This window comes from Streptomyces sp. SLBN-8D4 (genome assembly GCF_049739545.1).
In the GTDB taxonomy this organism is placed as follows: domain Bacteria; phylum Actinomycetota; class Actinomycetes; order Streptomycetales; family Streptomycetaceae; genus Streptomyces; species Streptomyces canus_C.
Genome location: NZ_JBMGQC010000001.1, coordinates 4,917,190 through 4,933,005, shown reverse-complemented (window position 1 = coordinate 4,933,005; position 15,816 = coordinate 4,917,190). Strand labels below are relative to the sequence as shown.

General features: G+C 68.1%; 13 protein-coding genes. 7 read left to right on the top strand and 6 right to left on the bottom strand.

The features are described 5' to 3' along the window. The first annotated feature begins 93 nt into the window (after positions 1-93). The 7 genes from RKD20_RS22280 (at position 94) to trxA (ending at position 9,732) form a co-directional block, all read left to right on the top strand. Positions 94-2,463 (top strand): DUF6049 family protein, encoded by a 2,370-nt coding sequence (locus RKD20_RS22280; RefSeq protein ID WP_424879262.1) that lies wholly within the window; start codon positions 94-96, stop codon positions 2,461-2,463. A 44-nt stretch (positions 2,464-2,507) separates the two neighbouring features. Further along, complete coding sequence (murJ, locus tag RKD20_RS22275) at positions 2,508-4,772, top strand: murein biosynthesis integral membrane protein MurJ (protein WP_424879261.1); 2,265 nt, start codon at positions 2,508-2,510, stop codon at positions 4,770-4,772. A gap of 119 nt (positions 4,773-4,891) precedes the next feature. Continuing rightward, positions 4,892-6,580, top strand: a complete 1,689-nt coding sequence (locus tag RKD20_RS22270) for a protein kinase family protein (protein ID WP_424879260.1) — start codon at positions 4,892-4,894, stop codon at positions 6,578-6,580. 18 nt (positions 6,581-6,598) lie between these two features. Continuing rightward, positions 6,599-7,324, top strand: a complete 726-nt coding sequence (gene sigM / locus RKD20_RS22265) for an RNA polymerase sigma factor SigM (protein WP_424879259.1) — start codon at positions 6,599-6,601, stop codon at positions 7,322-7,324. Further along, positions 7,321-8,217: an anti-sigma factor family protein gene (locus RKD20_RS22260; RefSeq protein WP_424879258.1), complete on the top strand. Its 897-nt coding sequence runs from the start codon at positions 7,321-7,323 to the stop codon at positions 8,215-8,217. The genes sigM and RKD20_RS22260 overlap by 4 nt, the downstream gene beginning before the upstream one ends. A 168-nt stretch (positions 8,218-8,385) precedes the next feature. Then, positions 8,386-9,354 carry a thioredoxin-disulfide reductase gene (trxB, locus tag RKD20_RS22255; RefSeq protein ID WP_402268264.1) on the top strand — a complete coding sequence of 323 codons (969 nt, stop codon included), beginning with the start codon at positions 8,386-8,388 and terminating at the stop codon, positions 9,352-9,354. 45 nt (positions 9,355-9,399) lie between these two features. Next, positions 9,400-9,732 (top strand): thioredoxin, encoded by a 333-nt coding sequence (trxA, locus tag RKD20_RS22250; protein ID WP_161066965.1) that lies wholly within the window; start codon positions 9,400-9,402, stop codon positions 9,730-9,732. A 52-nt stretch (positions 9,733-9,784) separates the two neighbouring features. On the opposite strand, the gene RKD20_RS22245 is transcribed toward trxA, so the two are convergent. The 6 genes from RKD20_RS22245 to yidC all read right to left on the bottom strand — a co-directional run bounded on the left by RKD20_RS22245 (position 9,785) and on the right by yidC (position 15,813). Further along, complete coding sequence (locus RKD20_RS22245) at positions 9,785-10,402, bottom strand: GNAT family N-acetyltransferase (protein WP_020119498.1); 618 nt, start codon at positions 10,400-10,402, stop codon at positions 9,785-9,787. 325 nt (positions 10,403-10,727) lie between these two features. Next, positions 10,728-11,828: a ParB/RepB/Spo0J family partition protein gene (locus RKD20_RS22240; protein WP_424879257.1), complete on the bottom strand. Its 1,101-nt coding sequence runs from the start codon at positions 11,826-11,828 to the stop codon at positions 10,728-10,730. Further along, positions 11,825-12,898, bottom strand: a complete 1,074-nt coding sequence (locus tag RKD20_RS22235; RefSeq protein ID WP_078612614.1) for a ParA family protein — start codon at positions 12,896-12,898, stop codon at positions 11,825-11,827. The genes RKD20_RS22240 and RKD20_RS22235 overlap by 4 nt, the downstream gene beginning before the upstream one ends. Before the next feature lie 265 nt (positions 12,899-13,163). Then, positions 13,164-13,880, bottom strand: a complete 717-nt coding sequence (gene rsmG / locus RKD20_RS22230; RefSeq protein ID WP_007383279.1) for a 16S rRNA (guanine(527)-N(7))-methyltransferase RsmG — start codon at positions 13,878-13,880, stop codon at positions 13,164-13,166. Between the two features lie 118 nt (positions 13,881-13,998). Continuing rightward, positions 13,999-14,511: a protein jag gene (locus RKD20_RS22225; protein WP_424879256.1), complete on the bottom strand. Its 513-nt coding sequence runs from the start codon at positions 14,509-14,511 to the stop codon at positions 13,999-14,001. Between the two features lie 15 nt (positions 14,512-14,526). Continuing rightward, a complete protein-coding gene (gene yidC / locus RKD20_RS22220) occupies positions 14,527-15,813 on the bottom strand; it encodes a membrane protein insertase YidC (protein ID WP_424879255.1) in 1,287 nt (428 codons plus the stop codon). Between the last annotated feature and the right edge of the window lie 3 nt (positions 15,814-15,816).

Here is a 15,816-nt window from a genome sequence, read left to right as displayed (position 1 = left end):
GCAGTCCGCGGCACTTCCCCTCAGCGCGCATCGTTACCATGCGTGGACGCACATTCCGACGACCACTGACGACGACGAGGGACGGGCGAGCGCGTGGCCGAGGCGGCAGACTTCCAGGGGACGAGTCCCTCACCTGCCCGCCGCTGGCTGCGGCGCACAGGGGCCCTGCTCGCAGGGGTCCCGCTATTGGCCGGCCTGTGCCAGCTTCCCGCCGCGGCACCCGCCCAGGCCGCCGACGCCTCCGGGTCGGTGGCCGTCGCGATCGACACGCTCAGCCCCAGCGCACCTACGGACGGTGACACACTCACCGTGTCGGGGACGGTGACCAACAACGGCAAACAGCCTGTCACCGCCGCTCATGTCGGACTGCAGGTAGGCCCCGAGCTGAACACGCGCTCGTCGATCGACACCGTCAGCAACGGCAAGGACTCCCTCCAGGGCGACACGGGGTCCGAGGTCGACGGCAAGTACGAGGCGAAGTTCGCGAAACTGACCCCCGGAGTGGCACAGCCCTTCTCCCTCTCCGTGCCGGTCGACGAGTTGGGCCTCGGTGACGCCGGCGTCTACCAGTTCGCCGTCTCCCTCTCGGGCAGGACCGCCGCACAGGCGTGGGATCAGCCCCTGGGCATCCAGCGGACCTTCCTGCCGTGGCAGTCCGACGAGGCGGACACGAAGACCAGGACGACGTTCCTGTGGCCACTGATCTCCTCCGTGCACATGACGGCGGAGACCGGCTCGAACGCCCAGCAGACGCCAGTCTTCCTCAACGACGACCTCGCCGAGGAGATCTCGGCGGGCGGCCGCCTGGACCAGATGTTGTCCCTGGGCGAGAACCTGGACGTCACGTGGGTGATCGACCCGGACCTGCTGGCGTCCGTCGACGCGATGACCCGCAGCTACCGGATCCAGGGCGAGGGTGACACCACCACCCCGGGCACCCACCAGGCGCTCGCCAAGCAGTGGCTGGCCAGGCTGCAGAAGGCGGTGGAGGACAAGGAGGTCGTCGCCCTTCCGTTCGCCGATCCCGACCTCGCTTCCCTGGCCCACAACGGCACGAGCGTCACCGGCTCGCTCAGCCATCTCGACGAGGCCACCGACGTCGCGGCGACCACCGTGCGGACCGTGCTCCATGTGACGCCGAGCACCGACTTCGCCTGGCCCGTGAACGGTGCGGTGGACCCGTCGATCGTCAAGGTCGCCACCTCCGCCGGCGCAGACAAGCTGATCGCCCGCAGCGACAGCCTCCAGGAAACCGCCGGACTGACGTACACGCCTTCCGCGGCCCGTCCCATCGGCGGCGGCACCACGGCGGTCGTCGCCGACGCACGGCTCTCGACAGCGTTCCAGGGCGATCTGACGAAGGCCTCCTCCGCCACGCTCGCCGTCCAGCGGTTCCTCGCCCAGAGCCTCGCTCTCGATCTCCAGACGGACAAGCAGCGCAGCATCGTCGTCGCCCCACAGCGCATGCCCACGGCGAGCCAGGCCGCCGCCATGGCCGAAGCGATCACCGCGCTGCAGGGCGGCAACTGGTCACAGACCCAGAAGCTCTCGGCGGCGGCCGCGGCCAAGCCCGACCCCGGGGCCACCACCAAGGTGCCCGCCGCGTCCGCCTACCCCGCCTCGCTGCGCAGGCAGGAGCTGCCGAAGTGGGCCTTCCAGCAGATCGCGAGCACGCAGAACAAGCTCGACAACTTCAAGGTGATCCTCTTCGACCAGTCCCGCGTCGTGACCCCCTTCGGGCTGGCCATGAACCGCGGGATGTCCACGTCGTGGCGGGGCAGCGCAACCGGGGCGAGCAGCTTCCGCACTGACGTCGAGGCCTACATCGACGACCTGATCTCCCAGGTCAGCCTGATCGACAAGTCGGAGACCAAGCTCTCCGGCCGCAGTGCCACGATCCCCGTGACGGTGCAGAACAACCTGGTGCAGGGAGTGAAGCACCTGAGGCTGCGGCTGACCTCGCTCAGCCCCAACCGGCTCGAGATCGGTGGCGCCTCCTACGACGAGCAGGCGGTCGAGGTCTCGGGCGGACACAGCCAGACGGTGAAGTTCACCACGACGGCCAACGCCAACGGCAAGGCCTCGGTGATCGCCCAGCTGTACACGGAGGACGGTCAACCGTACGGCGAGGCCGTACGGTTCGACGTGAAGGTCACGGAGTTCACGGCCACGGTGATGCTGGTCATCGGCGGCGGTGTCCTGCTGCTGGTGCTGGCAGGATTCCGGATGTACACCCAGCGCAAGCGCGCGGCAGCCCGTGAGGCCGAGCAGAGCGGTCCCGACGACGAGGCGGTCGAAGCCGCGGACGGTCCGGAGAACCCGGAAGGCCCGGAGGACCGTCTCAAGGAAGAGGCCGCCACCGCGACCGGGGCAGAAGACCCGGAGCAGCCGAGTGACCTGACAGCGGACACCGCAGCGGAAAGCGCCGACCCGTCCGGCACGGGTGAGAGAGTGGACCGTTGAGGATGTCGTGGCCGGTGGGCCCGGGACGATGAGGTGGGGTAACCATGAACGCGCCGTACGACGGTGATCGCGGTCAGGGCGCGGGCAACTCGGATCGCCCCGAGGGGCCGCCGCCCGAGCATGGCCAGGTGCCACCACAGGCTCCCGCGGACATGTACCTCCAGGACGCCTACGACCAGGACCCCTACCGGGCTCAGGACCTCCATGCCCAGGACCCGGTAGCCGAGGCCCTCTACGACCGTGCCGCGCATCCCCCGCCGCCCCCCGGCACCCATCAGCCACAGCAGCCGCTGTACTCCCAGCCGCCCCAGTCCCCTTACGCCCCGGACCCGAACGTGTGGGCACAGACCCCGGCGCCCGAGCCGGAGGGCCCGACGCAGTACCTGCCGTACGGCGACGACCCTCGCACCACCCAGTACGTGGGCGTCGACGATCTGGTGAGCCAGGCCGGCGAGGAACGCCACGAGCCTGACGCCTTCGCCCACCTCTTCCGCGACCAGCAGCAGCGCGGCGGCCGCCCGACGGATACCCCGTCGGTACCGGGGCCGGGCGGACCGCCGCCGGCACCGCAGTTTCAGGCTCCCGCGGCGGCTGCGCCTTCGGCCGACCAGACCATGAATCTCGGTACTGCGACGGCCGCGGCGGCGCCCGCAACTCCCGCGGCCCCCGCGAAGCAGGGTGGGAAGGCCACAGGTTTGCTCAAGTCGAGCGCCGTGATGGCGGCCGGCACGATGGTCTCGCGCCTGACCGGCTTCATCCGTTCGGCCCTGATCGTGTCGGCGCTGGGTGTCGGTCTGCTCGGTGACACCTTCCAGGTCGCCTACCAGCTCCCGACGATGATCTACATCCTGACCGTCGGTGGCGGCCTCAACTCCGTGTTCGTACCGCAGCTCGTACGTGCCATGAAGGAGGACGAGGACGGCGGCGAGGCGTACGCCAACCGGCTGCTGACCCTGGTGATGGTGGCGCTGGGCGTGCTCACCGGGATCGCGGTCCTCGGCGCCCCGTTCCTGATCCGTCTGCTGTCCGACTCGGTGGCCAGCGACCCGGCGGCCAACGAGGTGGGCATCACCTTCGTCCGCTACTTCCTGCCCTCCATCTTCTTCATGGGCATCCACGTGGTGATGGGGCAGATCCTCAACGCGCGCGGGAAGTTCGGCGCGATGATGTGGACCCCGGTCCTGAACAACATCGTCATCATCGTGACGCTCGGCACGTTCATGTGGGTCTACGGCACCGCGGCCGACTCCGGCATGAAGGTCTCGAACATCCCGCCGGAAGGGCAGCGCCTCCTCGGTATCGGCGTCCTGCTCGGTCTCGTCGTCCAGGCGCTGGCGATGATCCCGTACCTGCGCGAGACCGGCTTCCGGATGCGGCTGCGCTTCGACTGGCGCGGCCACGGCCTCGGCAAGGCCGTGACGCTCGCCAAGTGGACCGTCCTGTTCGTCCTGGCCAACCAGGCCGGCGCGATCGTCGTGTCGCAGCTGTCCACTGCGGCGGGCAAGGACTCCCCGGTCGACGGCACCGGCTTCTCCGCCTACGCCAATGCCCAACTCATCTGGGGCCTGCCGCAGGCCATCATCACCGTCTCCCTGATGGCGGCTCTGCTGCCGCGCCTGGCCCGCTCGGCGGCCGAGGAGGACGGCGGCGCAGTCCGTGACGACATCTCCCAGGGCCTGCGCACCACAGCCGTCGCGATCGTCCCGATCGCCTTCGGGTTCGTCGCCCTCGGTATCCCGATGTGCACGCTGATCTTCGGCTCTTCCGGTATCAGCGAAGCCACGAACATGGGCTTCATGCTGATGGCCTTCGCCCTCGGCCTGATCCCCTACTCGGTGCAGTACGTCGTCCTGCGTGCCTTCTACGCCTACGAGGACACCCGCACCCCCTTCTACAACACGGTCATCGTGGCGGCGGTCAACGCGGGCGCCTCCGCCCTGTGTTACGTGGTGCTGCCGCCCCGCTGGGCCGTGGCGGGCATGGCCGCCTCCTACGGTCTCGCATACGCGATCGGCGTCGGCGTCGCCTGGAACCGGCTGCGCAAGCGCCTCGGCGGTGACCTGGACGGCAACCGCGTCCTGCGGACCTACGCCCGGCTCTGCATCGCCTCCGTCCCGGCGGCGCTGCTCAGCGGAGCGGCCTGTTACGGCCTCGGTCACTCGCTCGGTCAGGGAGTTGTCGGTTCGTTCGCCTCTCTGATCGCGGGTGGGGCGGTTCTGCTCGGGATCTTCTTCATTGCCGCGCGCAAGATGCGGATCGAGGAACTGAACTCGCTGGTCGGCATGGTCCGGGGGCGTCTGGGGCGCTGAGGCAGGGGTACGCGCACAACCATCGTCCGCCACTGTGTGTCGTGCATAGCGTCGGACTGTGGGCACAATTGGATTCTGCGTCGCACGGCGCGCAATGAATGGGGAGGCAGGGAACGACGGTGGCGGAACGGAGCACGGCTGCCGTCGACGTGGCAGACAACAGCGGTGACAAACCGCTGACCGCCAAGGCGGACCAGTCCACGGCCGACGGCGTGGCCAAGAACCGGGAGCGGGACACGGAAGACGTCGAGGCACAGGGGAGTGGCGGGACCGAGAGTCCTGGCAAAGCGTCACCGCCGGAGTTGCACAGCGGCCACAAACTGGCCAGACGCTACCGTCTCGAGGAGTGCGTCACCCGTCTGGACGGGTTCAGCAGTTGGCGTGCCGTAGACGAGAAACTCCGTCGGGCCGTCGGCGTGCACATCCTGCCCGCGGACCATGCGCGGGCGCGCTCCGTCCTGGCCGCGGCCCGTTCCTCCGCGCTGCTGGGGGACCCGCGCTTCGTCCAGGTCCTGGACGCCGTGGAGGAGAACGACCTCGTCTACGTCGTCCACGAGTGGCTGCCCGACGCGACCGAGCTGACCGCCCTCCTCGCTCCCGGCCCGCTGGAGGTGTACGACGCCTACCAGATGGTCAGTCAGGTGGCGTCCGCCATGGCCGCGGCCCACCGCGAGGGGCTCGCGCACCTGCGGCTGAACCCGAACGCGGTCCTGCGTACGTCGAGCGGGCAGTGGCGCATCCGCGGCCTCGCCGTGAACGCCGCGCTGCGAGGCGTCAGTTCGGAGTCTCCGCAGCGTACGGACACCGAGGCGATCGGCGCGCTCCTGTACGCGGCGCTCACCCAGCGGTGGCCGTACGAGAGCGACGCCTACGGTCTGGCCGGTCTGCCCAAGGACGTCGGTCTCATCGCGCCCGACCAGGTGCGGGCGGGTGTCCACCGTGGGCTGTCCGAGCTGTCCATGCGGGCGCTCGCCAACGACGGTGCGACGGCCTCACGGCACGAGTCGGCGTGCACGACACCCGAGGAACTGGTCAAGGCGATCGGTGAGATGCCCCGCATCCGCCCGCCGGAGCCGGCGTTCACGGCCCCGCCCGACTACCAGCGCACGACGTACCAACAGGGCACATACGGCCGCCCGGCGCCCCACGCCGGTGTCACCTCGCCCGTACCGGCCCCGCCACCGCCGTTGCAGAGCCGTACGGGCCGAGCCCTGAAGTGGGCGGTCTCCGCCCTCCTCATCGCCGCCCTGGGTCTCGGCAGTTGGCAGCTCGCGGACGCGCTGATGGACCGTGACGGCAAGTCGGACGAGAACCAGACCCAGACGACCGACGACGGAGACAAGAGCCCGACGAAGAAGGCCGGCGCTCCGATCACCATCGTCAAGGGGTACGACTTCGACCCCTTCGGCGACGGATCCGAGAAGCCGGCCGACATAAAGAAGGCCTACGACAACGACGTCTCGTCGTACTGGGAGACGAAGTTCTACGAGGGCGCCGACTTCGGGAACCTCAAGCCGGGCCTGGGGATAATCCTCGATCTCGGCAAGGTGCAGGACATCGGCAAGGTCACCGTCACGTTCATGGGCGACACGTCCGTCGAGCTGCGCGCCGCCTCGAGCGACGCGAGTTCCAGGCCGACCACCTTCGACGCCTACACCAAGGTCGCCGAGGGCTCCGGTACGGGTGTCCCGCTGAAGCCGGACAAGGCCGTGAAGTCCCGCTACCTTCTGGTCTGGCTGACCAAACTGCCCCTGACAGAGGAAGGCACCTACCGCGGCCGGGTGGCGGACATCAAGGTCACCAGTTAAGGCTGAGGAAGGGGTTCGATGGCAGATGACAGCGCGTACGGCGACGCCAGCGATCAGGACCTCCTGACCCGTCATGTGGAGGGCGACCCCGACGCCTTCGGTGAGCTCGTGCGGCGGCACCGGGATCGGCTCTGGGCCGTCGCCCTCCGCACCCTCGGGGACCGCGAGGAAGCCGCTGACGCCGTTCAGGACGCCCTGGTGTCCGCCTACCGGGCCGCGCATACCTTCCGGGGCCAGTCGGCGGTCACGACCTGGCTGCACCGGATCACGGTGAACGCCTGTCTGGACCGCGCCAGAAAGGCCGCCTCCCGCAAGACATCTCCCGTGGACGACACCGAGCGCCTCGAACAGCTCCTGGAGCCGCACGAGTCCGCCTCGGCGCCCGCGGAGCGCAACGACCTCCACCGCCAGCTCCTGGAGGCCCTCGGCACGATCCCGCCCGACCAGCGCGCCGCCCTCGTCCTCGTGGACATGCAGGGCTACCCCGTTGCCGAAGCCGCCCGCATCCTCGACGTGCCGACAGGGACGGTGAAGAGCCGCTGCGCCCGAGGCAGAGCCAGACTGCTCCCCCTTCTCACTCATCTGCGGCCGGAAAACGCCGGAGACGGCAGAGAAGGGGGCGTTGGACGGAACCGGACTCAGGGGACATCCGTCCCACCCGCAGCGGGACCTCCGTCACAAGGCCCGCCGGATTCAGGATCAAGCGATTCAGCTGCAGTGAAGGGCGGAGGTGGGCGAGCGTGACTTCCACGACGGACACAGCCGGGCACCCGGACGTCGCGGAGATCTCCGACCTCACCGAAGGCGTCCTGCCCCCCTCCAGGACCGCGGACGTACGGCGGCATCTGGACCAGTGCGACCTCTGCGCGGACGTTCACGCGTCGCTGGAGGAGATCCGTGGCCTGCTCGGCACGCTACCGGGCCCGCCTCGCATGCCCGCCGATGTCGCCGGCAGGATCGACGCCGCCCTCGCCGCGGAGGCTCTCCTCCAGGCAACTGCTCCCGAGATCGTGAACGCACCGGAGCCGATCGAGAGCGCGCATGTTTCACGTGAAACATCGCCCACCGCCGACCGCCCGGCGGGACACGCCCGCACTTCCACCACCGGCCCGGGCCGCAAGGACCGCCGCAGGAACGGGCGTCGAAAGGTTGCCGTCCTCGGGGCCGTCTTCACCGTCGCCGCACTGGGATTCGGCTCCGTCCTGTTCTCGGCGTTGGACGACGGCAAGTCGACCGGCGCGGCAACCGGACATGTCACTGCTCCCGCCGACACCTTCTCCGCGAGCGGACTGGAGAAGCAGGTCTCGGGCCTTCTCGCCGACAAGAAGAGTGCGACCGGCGGGTCTCAGGCTCCGCACGCCAGCATGGGCGCGGCGAGCATCCCGGGCTCCGAGGATCCCCGTACCCTGCTGACGCCCGAGGTTCCCCGATGCATCCAGAACGGCATCCACACCAGTGACTCGCCGCTCGCCACCAAGAACGGCGTCTACAAAGGCACGGACGCGCTTCTGGTCGTGCTGCGTGATCCCTCCGACAGCACCCGGATCACCGCGTACATCGTGGATACCTCGTGCGTGAAGAACGCACCGACGGGCGCCGCGAAGGTTCTGCTGAAGCGGTCCTACGCGCGCTCCTGAGCGGTCACGCATCGTCTTCGTCCTGCGTGGTAATGCGTACGGTGTGGCCTCTCCGTGTGCCCGGACACACCGGGAATGCGCGCCCCTTAGGATCCGTTGGGTGGGGTGAGAGTTCTGCGAGGGGCTCCACCGGTCCGACGACGCAGTCCAGAGACGAGGAACCAAGCCGTGAGCGACGTCCGTAACGTGATCATCATCGGCTCCGGGCCCGCCGGCTACACGGCGGCGCTCTACACCGCGCGCGCGTCGCTGAAGCCGCTGGTGTTCGAGGGCGCCGTCACCGCCGGTGGCGCGCTGATGAACACCACCGAGGTGGAGAACTTCCCTGGCTTCCAGGACGGCATCATGGGCCCCGAGCTCATGGACAACATGCGCGCCCAGGCGGAGCGCTTCGGTGCCGAGCTCGTCCCGGACGACATCGTCAGCGTCGACCTGACCGGTGAGATCAAGACCGTCACCGACACCTCGGGGACGGTCCACCAGGCGAAGGCCGTGATCGTCACCACCGGTTCGCAGCACCGCAAGCTCGGCCTGCCCAACGAGGACGCCCTCTCCGGACGCGGCGTCTCATGGTGTGCCACGTGTGACGGATTCTTCTTCAAGGACCAGGACATCGCCGTGATCGGCGGCGGTGACACCGCGATGGAGGAGGCGACCTTCCTCTCCCGCTTCGCCAAGTCCGTGACGATCGTCCACCGCCGTGACACCCTGCGCGCCTCCAAGGCGATGCAGGAGCGCGCCTTCGCCGACCCGAAGATCAAGTTCGTGTGGGACAGCGAGGTTGCCGAGATCCAGGGCGACCCCAAGCTCTCGGGTCTGAAGCTGCGCAACCTCAAGACCGGCGAGATCTCGGACCTGGCGGTCACCGGCCTGTTCATCGCGATCGGCCACGACCCGCGCACCGAGCTCTTCAAGGGCCAGCTCGAACTGGACGGTGAGGGCTATCTGAAGGTGGAAGCGCCTTCGACCCGCACCAACCTGACCGGTGTCTTCGGCGCCGGCGACGTGGTCGACCACACGTACCGCCAGGCGATCACCGCGGCCGGTACCGGCTGCTCCGCTGCTCTCGACGCCGAGCGTTTCCTCGCCGCCCTCGCGGACGAGGAAAAGGCCGAGCCCGAGAAGACCGCTGTCTGACCCCCCATCCCGCCCCACCGCACCAACCCAGTTAAGGAGCCCGCCGTGGCCGGCACCCTGAAGAATGTGACCGACGATTCCTTCGAGCAGGACGTCCTGAAGAGCGACAAGCCCGTCCTGGTGGACTTCTGGGCCGCCTGGTGCGGACCGTGCCGTCAGATCGCTCCGTCCCTTGAGGCGATTGCCGCCGAGTACGGCGACAAGATCGAGGTCGTCAAGCTGAACATCGACGAGAACCCGGGTACGGCCGCCAAGTACGGCGTCATGTCCATCCCGACGCTGAACGTGTACCAGAGTGGCGAGGTCGCCAAGACCATCGTCGGTGCCAAGCCGAAGGCCGCGATCGTCCGCGACCTTGAGGACTTCATCGCCGAGTGATGTTTCACGTGAAACACGATGGGGCCGGTCCGAAAGGGCCGGCCCCATCGCGTTACAGAGGGCGCAACGCCGGTTCCTTCTGTACCGCTCCCAGAAGCCGGTCCAGTGCCATCTCCACGTCTTCCTTCCAGGAGAGCGTGCTGCGCAGCTCCAGCCGCAGCCTTGGGTACGTGGGGTGGGGCCTGACCGTCTTGAAGCCCACGGCGAGGAGATGGTCTGCGGGAAGCAGACAGGCGGGCTCTTTCCAGCGGGCATCGCCGAAGGCCTCGATGGCCTTGAAGCCCCGCCGCAGCAGGTCCTTGGCGACTGTCTGGACCATCACGCGGCCCAGCCCCTGCCCCTGATAGCCCGGCATGATGAACGACGTCATCAACTGGACGGCGTCCGGAGAGACAGGGCTCGTGGGAAACGCCGTCGAGCGAGGAACATACGCGGGAGGGGCGTAGAGGACGAAGCCGACCGGCACGTCGTCGACGTAGACGATCCGGCCGCACGATCCCCAGTCCAGGAGGACGGCGGAGATCCAGGCTTCCTTCTCCAGAGCGGCTGTTCCCGCTTTTACCGCGGCTTCTCCGCTGACGGGGTCCAACTCCCAGAAGACGCACGAGCGGCAACGCTGGGGGAGGTCCGGAAGGTTGTCCAGCGTGAGCGGTACGAGCCGACGCCCCATGAAGGCTGTTCCTCGCTTCCTTCGCCCGCCGCATCGCGGGCGGCCGTCAGAGCGCTCCGTTCCCTGAGCAGGCTGCCAACGAATCCGCCGACCGCCCCCAGTCCCAGGCCCGCGCTCACCAGTCCGCTTCGGCTCATCGTTCGCATGGCCCCTGCCTCCCCTCAGAGGTACTGCCGGGTGGATGTACCGCACCCAGTCGCATCGTATCCACCCAGCGATTCCATCGATACCGCCTGAAAGCAAAGAGCGGGCCGTGCTCCGGGGCACACCGGACACGACCCGCTCTCCGTCCTCGCCTGAACGCTGTCACCCTGGCGATCCTGGCTCAGCCCTCCGCCTCGTCGTCCTCGCCGTCCAGCAGGCTCTTCTGCAGAACCGGTCCCTCACCGGGGGCGAGGGAGCTGAGGATGCGTTCGAGGTCTTCCATCGAGGCGAACTCGACGGTGATCTTGCCCTTCTTCTGACCCAGATCGACCTTCACTCGCGTCTCGAAACGGTCCGAGAGACGGGTCGCGAGGTCGCTCAGCGCCGGAGAGACCCGAGCGCCGGCGCGCGGCCCCTTGGAACGCTGGGCGGTCTGCGGCCGCGACCCCATGAGAGTCACGATCTCCTCGACCGCACGCACCGAGAGGCCCTCGGCCACGATCCGGTGGGCCAGCCGGTCCTGCTCCTCCGAGTCCTCGACAGAGAGGAGGGCACGGGCGTGTCCGGCGGAGAGCACTCCGGCGGCCACCCGGCGCTGCACCGACGGTGAAAGCTTCAGCAGACGCAAGGTGTTGGAGACCTGCGGACGGGACCGGCCGATGCGGTCCGCCAGCTGGTCGTGCGTGCAGTTGAAGTCCTTCAGCAACTGGTCGTAGGCGGCTGCCTCTTCCAGCGGGTTCAGCTGCGCACGGTGGAGGTTCTCCAGGAGGGCGTCCAGGAGAAGCTTGTCGTCATCGGTGGCTCGCACGATCGCGGGGATCGCGTCCAGACCGGCCTCACGACTGGCCCGCCAGCGCCGCTCGCCCATGATGAGCTCGTAGCGGGCGGGACCGACCTGGCGTACGACGACCGGCTGGAGGAGGCCGACCTCCTGGATGGAGGTGACCAGCTCCTGCAGGGCGTCCTCATCGAACACCTCACGCGGCTGGCGCGGGTTCGGCGTGATGGAGTCGAGGGGGAGCTCCGCGAAGTGGGCACCCATGGGAGGCGCGGGTGTCTCCGCATAACCGTTGACCGAGGGCGTCTCGGTTTCATGTGAAACAGGCGGCAGCGTGGCCACCTTCGCCGCGGCCACGCCACGATCGGTCGTCAGCATCGGAACGGACGCCGGAGACGCGGAACCGGTGCCCCCCATCGCCGCCGGGGTCGGCGTCTTCTCCGTCGGGGCAGCGGGGATCAGTGCGCCGAGACCACGACCCAAACCCCTCCGTCGCTCGCTCACTGGATCCCCTCCACCATGTTCGGATTGCTCTGTGCGCCGATGTGCGCCTGCGTCGGGTCATAGCTGACGCCGACGCCCTTCAGCGCGATCTCTCGCGCCGCCTCAAGGTAGGACAGGGCGCCGCTTGATCCTGGATCGTAGGTCAGCACCGTCTGTCCATAACTCGGCGCCTCGGAGATACGGACCGAGCGGGGAATGCTCGTCCGCAGCACCTCCTCGCCGAAGTGGGTGCGCACCTCGTCCGCGACCTGGGACGCGAGACGCGTCCGGCCGTCGTACATGGTGAGCAGGATGGTCGATACGTGCAAGGTGGGGTTGAGGTGGCCCCGCACCAGATCGACGTTGCGCAGCAGCTGTCCCAGGCCCTCCAGCGCGTAGTACTCGCACTGGATCGGGATGAGGACCTCCGCACCGGCCACGAGCGCATTGACCGTCAGCAGGCCGAGCGAGGGCGGACAGTCGATGAGGATGTAGTCCAAGGGCTGCTCGTACGCCTGGATGGCGCGCTGCAGTCGGCTCTCACGTGCCACCAGGGACACCAGCTCGATCTCCGCACCGGCGAGATCGATGGTGGCGGGGGCGCAGAAGAGGCCTTCGACATCTGGGACCGGCTGAACGACCTCGGACAGCGGCCTGCTGTCGACCAGGACGTCATAGATGGACGGGACTTCGGCGTGGTGGTCGATACCCAGCGCGGTGGACGCGTTGCCCTGGGGGTCGAGGTCGACCACCAGGACACGGCCGCCGTGCAGAGCCAGCGAGGCAGCAAGATTGACGGTCGTCGTCGTCTTGCCCACCCCGCCCTTCTGGTTGGCAACGACCATGATCCGGGTCTGCTCGGGCCGTGGCAGGCCCTCGCCGGCGCGACCAAGAGCCTCTACCGCCAGTTGGGCAGCACGACCGATCGGAGTGTCGTCCATCGGGGGCGGTGTTTCACGTGAAACATCCTCCCCCATCGACTCGGTTCGGGGACCGGGGACCGGATCGGTCATCGGTCCCGCGATGTTGGCGTCGGACCGCAAGGATTCACTCTCCTCGACTTCAGGCTCGCAATGAACAGAGCCTCCCATGTCTTCGGGGTCGTGAACCAGTGAGGCCTGTTGTTCTGTGGAGAAATCCACCTCTGTGGACAACTCCGTTACCTCTCCGAGTGACCCGAGAGGCTTTCGGTCGCGGGGTTCGGCCGCGGCGCGGCCCCGGCTGATGATGCCGTGCAGCAGTGAGCGACGTTTCACGTGAAACACGATGCAGGGCAGCCGTGCCCGTTCTGCCGCGACACTCCGGCATGCATAGGTTTGACAGCTTGTGTGGAGTAAGTCTCGTCGGCAGGACGGATCAGCGACGCCGACGGGTGCGGCCGGTGCGGGCCGCCTTGGCACGCTTGGCCGCGAAACGTACACCGCCGGGACTTTCCCCGACTTCGACCCTCACCACAGTGGACAACGGATCGACCACGCCCTCACCCACATGCAGGATGGAGGTCCCCACGGCACCGAGCTTGCTCAGGGCCGTACCTGCCGCCTTGAGCTCCTCCTCCGCGGTGTCGCCCTTGAGCGCCAGCATCTCGCCGTAGGGACGCAACAGCGGGACACCCCAGGTCGCCAGCCGGTCCAGCGGGGCCACCGCCCGTGCTGTCACCACGTGCACGGGAGTCAGCTTGCCCATGACCTCCTCGGCACGGCCCCGCACGACCGTCACATGGTCCAGCCCCAGCAGCTCCACGACTTCCGTCAGGAAGGTCGTACGCCTCAGCAGCGGCTCCAGCAGCGTGATCTTCAGGTCTTCACGGACGAGGGCCAGAGGAATGCCGGGCAGACCGGCACCGGAGCCGACATCGCACACCGTCACCCCCTCGGGAACGACCTCCGAGAGCACCGCGCAATTGAGCAGATGCCGCTCCCACAAGCGGGGCACTTCACGAGGACCGATGAGACCGCGCTGCACACCCGCCTCAGCGAGCAGCTCGGCGTACCGCACCGCGTCCTCGTAGCGATCGCCGAACACCTCGCGCGCCTGCTCGGGCGCGGGGGGAAGCTCCGCTGCCTCCGTCACGGGGAACCGTCCTTCCGTACCGCATCAGCGCACCGGGCGCCGATCATCAGAACTATCAGGCTGACAAAGTTCGGCCCCGCCTGCTCTACAGACGGGGCCGGAGGAACGTACGGACCGATCAGGCGGGAAGCACGACGACGAAGCGCTGTGGCTCCTCGCCCTCGGACTCACTGCGCAGCCCGGCAGCCTTGATCGCGTCGTGCACGACCTTGCGCTCGAACGGCGTCATCGGGTCGAGCTTCACCGACTCGCCCGAGCTCTTCACCTCGGCGGCGGCCTTGGCGCCCAGCTCGGACAGCTCGGCGCGCTTCTTGGCCCGGTAACCGCCGATGTCCAGCATCAGCCTGCTGCGGTCCCCGGTCTCACGGTGCACAGCCAGGCGGGTGAGCTCCTGCAGGGCTTCCAGCACCTCGCCGTCACGACCGACCAGCTTCTGCAGGTCGCGACCGCCAGCGTCGCTGATGATCGAGACAGCGGCGCGGTCGGCCTCGACGTCCATGTCGATGTCGCCGTCGAGATCGGCGATGTCGAGCAGACCTTCGAGGTAGTCCGCCGCGATCTCGCCTTCCTGCTCCAGGCGGGTCAGGGTGTCTGCACCCTCGGCAGCGGCGGAGGTGGTGCCTTCCGTCACGGGATGGACTCCTTCTTACTTCTTGGACGGGGACTTGGGCCGCTGCGGACCCTTGCGCTGTCCGGACTGGGCCTTGCTGCGGGTACCGCCGCCGGACTGCTTCTTGGCGGGAGCGGCGGGCTTGGCGTCCTCGGGCTCGTCGGACTTGGTCAGCGAGGTCGGCTCCGACGACGGTGCGTCATCAGCCGCCTTCGAGCCGGCCGCAGCCGCGCCCGACTGCCGCTGGGACTTGCTCTGCCGCTTGGGCTGCTGACGCTTGGGAGCCGCCGCGCTCGCCGTCGAACCGTCCTCGGTCTGGACCGCGGCCTGGGAGTCGCTCTGGATGACCGAGCCGTCGGCCTGGGCCGCGAGGCCCGCCTTGTTCAGACCGTTGATGAACTTGCGCTCGAACTCGTTGCGGTCGCGGCCCTTGGCGACGATCGCCTTGATGATCGTGCGCTCGCTGCGCTTGCGGGCCTTGCCGTGGCTCGTGACGTGCTTGGTGAGGCGCTCCAGGTAGGCGGCCTGGGCCTTGGAACCCGGGGTCGGGTTGTTGTGGATCACGTACATCTGCTGGCCCATGGTCCACACGTTGGTGGTCAGCCAGTAGACGAGGACACCGACCGGGAAGTTGATGCCGAAGACGGCGAACATGACCGGGAAGACGTACATCAGCATCTTCTGCTGCTGCATGAACGGCGTCTTGACGGTGGTGTCGACGTTCTTCGTCATCAGCTGGCGCTGCGTGTAGAACTGCGACGCCGACATCATGACGATCATGACCGCGGTGACGACCCGCACATCGGTGACCGTGGCGCCCAGCGCCTGGACAGTGGCGGAGCCGTCCTTGAACTTCGCGGCGAGCGGAGCGCCGAAGATGTGCGCCTTACGAGCGCTGGCCAGCAGCGACTCGTTGATGACACCGATGGTGTCGCCCGTCGCGATGCCGTTGAGCACGTGGTACAGGGCGAAGAAGAACGGGGACTGCGCCAGGATGGGAAGGCACGAGGAGAGCGGGTTGGTACCCGTCTCCTTGTACAGCTTCATCATCTCTTCGGACTGACGCTGCTTGTCGTTCTTGTAGCGCTCCTGGATCTTCTTCATCTCGGGCTGGAGCGTCTGCATGGCCCGCGTCGACTTGATCTGCTTCACGAAGAGCGGGATCAGGCAGATACGGATCAGGATCACGAGGGACACGATCGACAGGCCCCAGGCCCACCCGGTGTCAGGGCCGAAGATCTTGCCGTACACCGTGTGGAACTGGACGATGACCCAGGAGACGGGTGTCGTGATGAAGCTGAAAAGACTGGCAATCGTGTCCACTAA

Bases quoted from the DNA above. Each gene is read 5' to 3' on its own strand.
- sigM (WP_424879259.1), top strand. From the start codon at position 6,599: ATGGCAGATGACAGCGCGTACGGCGACGCCAGCGATCAGGACCTCCTG.
- RKD20_RS22235 (WP_078612614.1), bottom strand. From the start codon at position 12,898: ATGGGAGGCTCTGTTCATTGCGAGCCTGAAGTCGAGGAGAGTGAATCC.
- RKD20_RS22245 (WP_020119498.1), bottom strand. From the start codon at position 10,402: ATGGGGCGTCGGCTCGTACCGCTCACGCTGGACAACCTTCCGGACCTC.
- murJ (WP_424879261.1), top strand. From the start codon at position 2,508: ATGAACGCGCCGTACGACGGTGATCGCGGTCAGGGCGCGGGCAACTCG.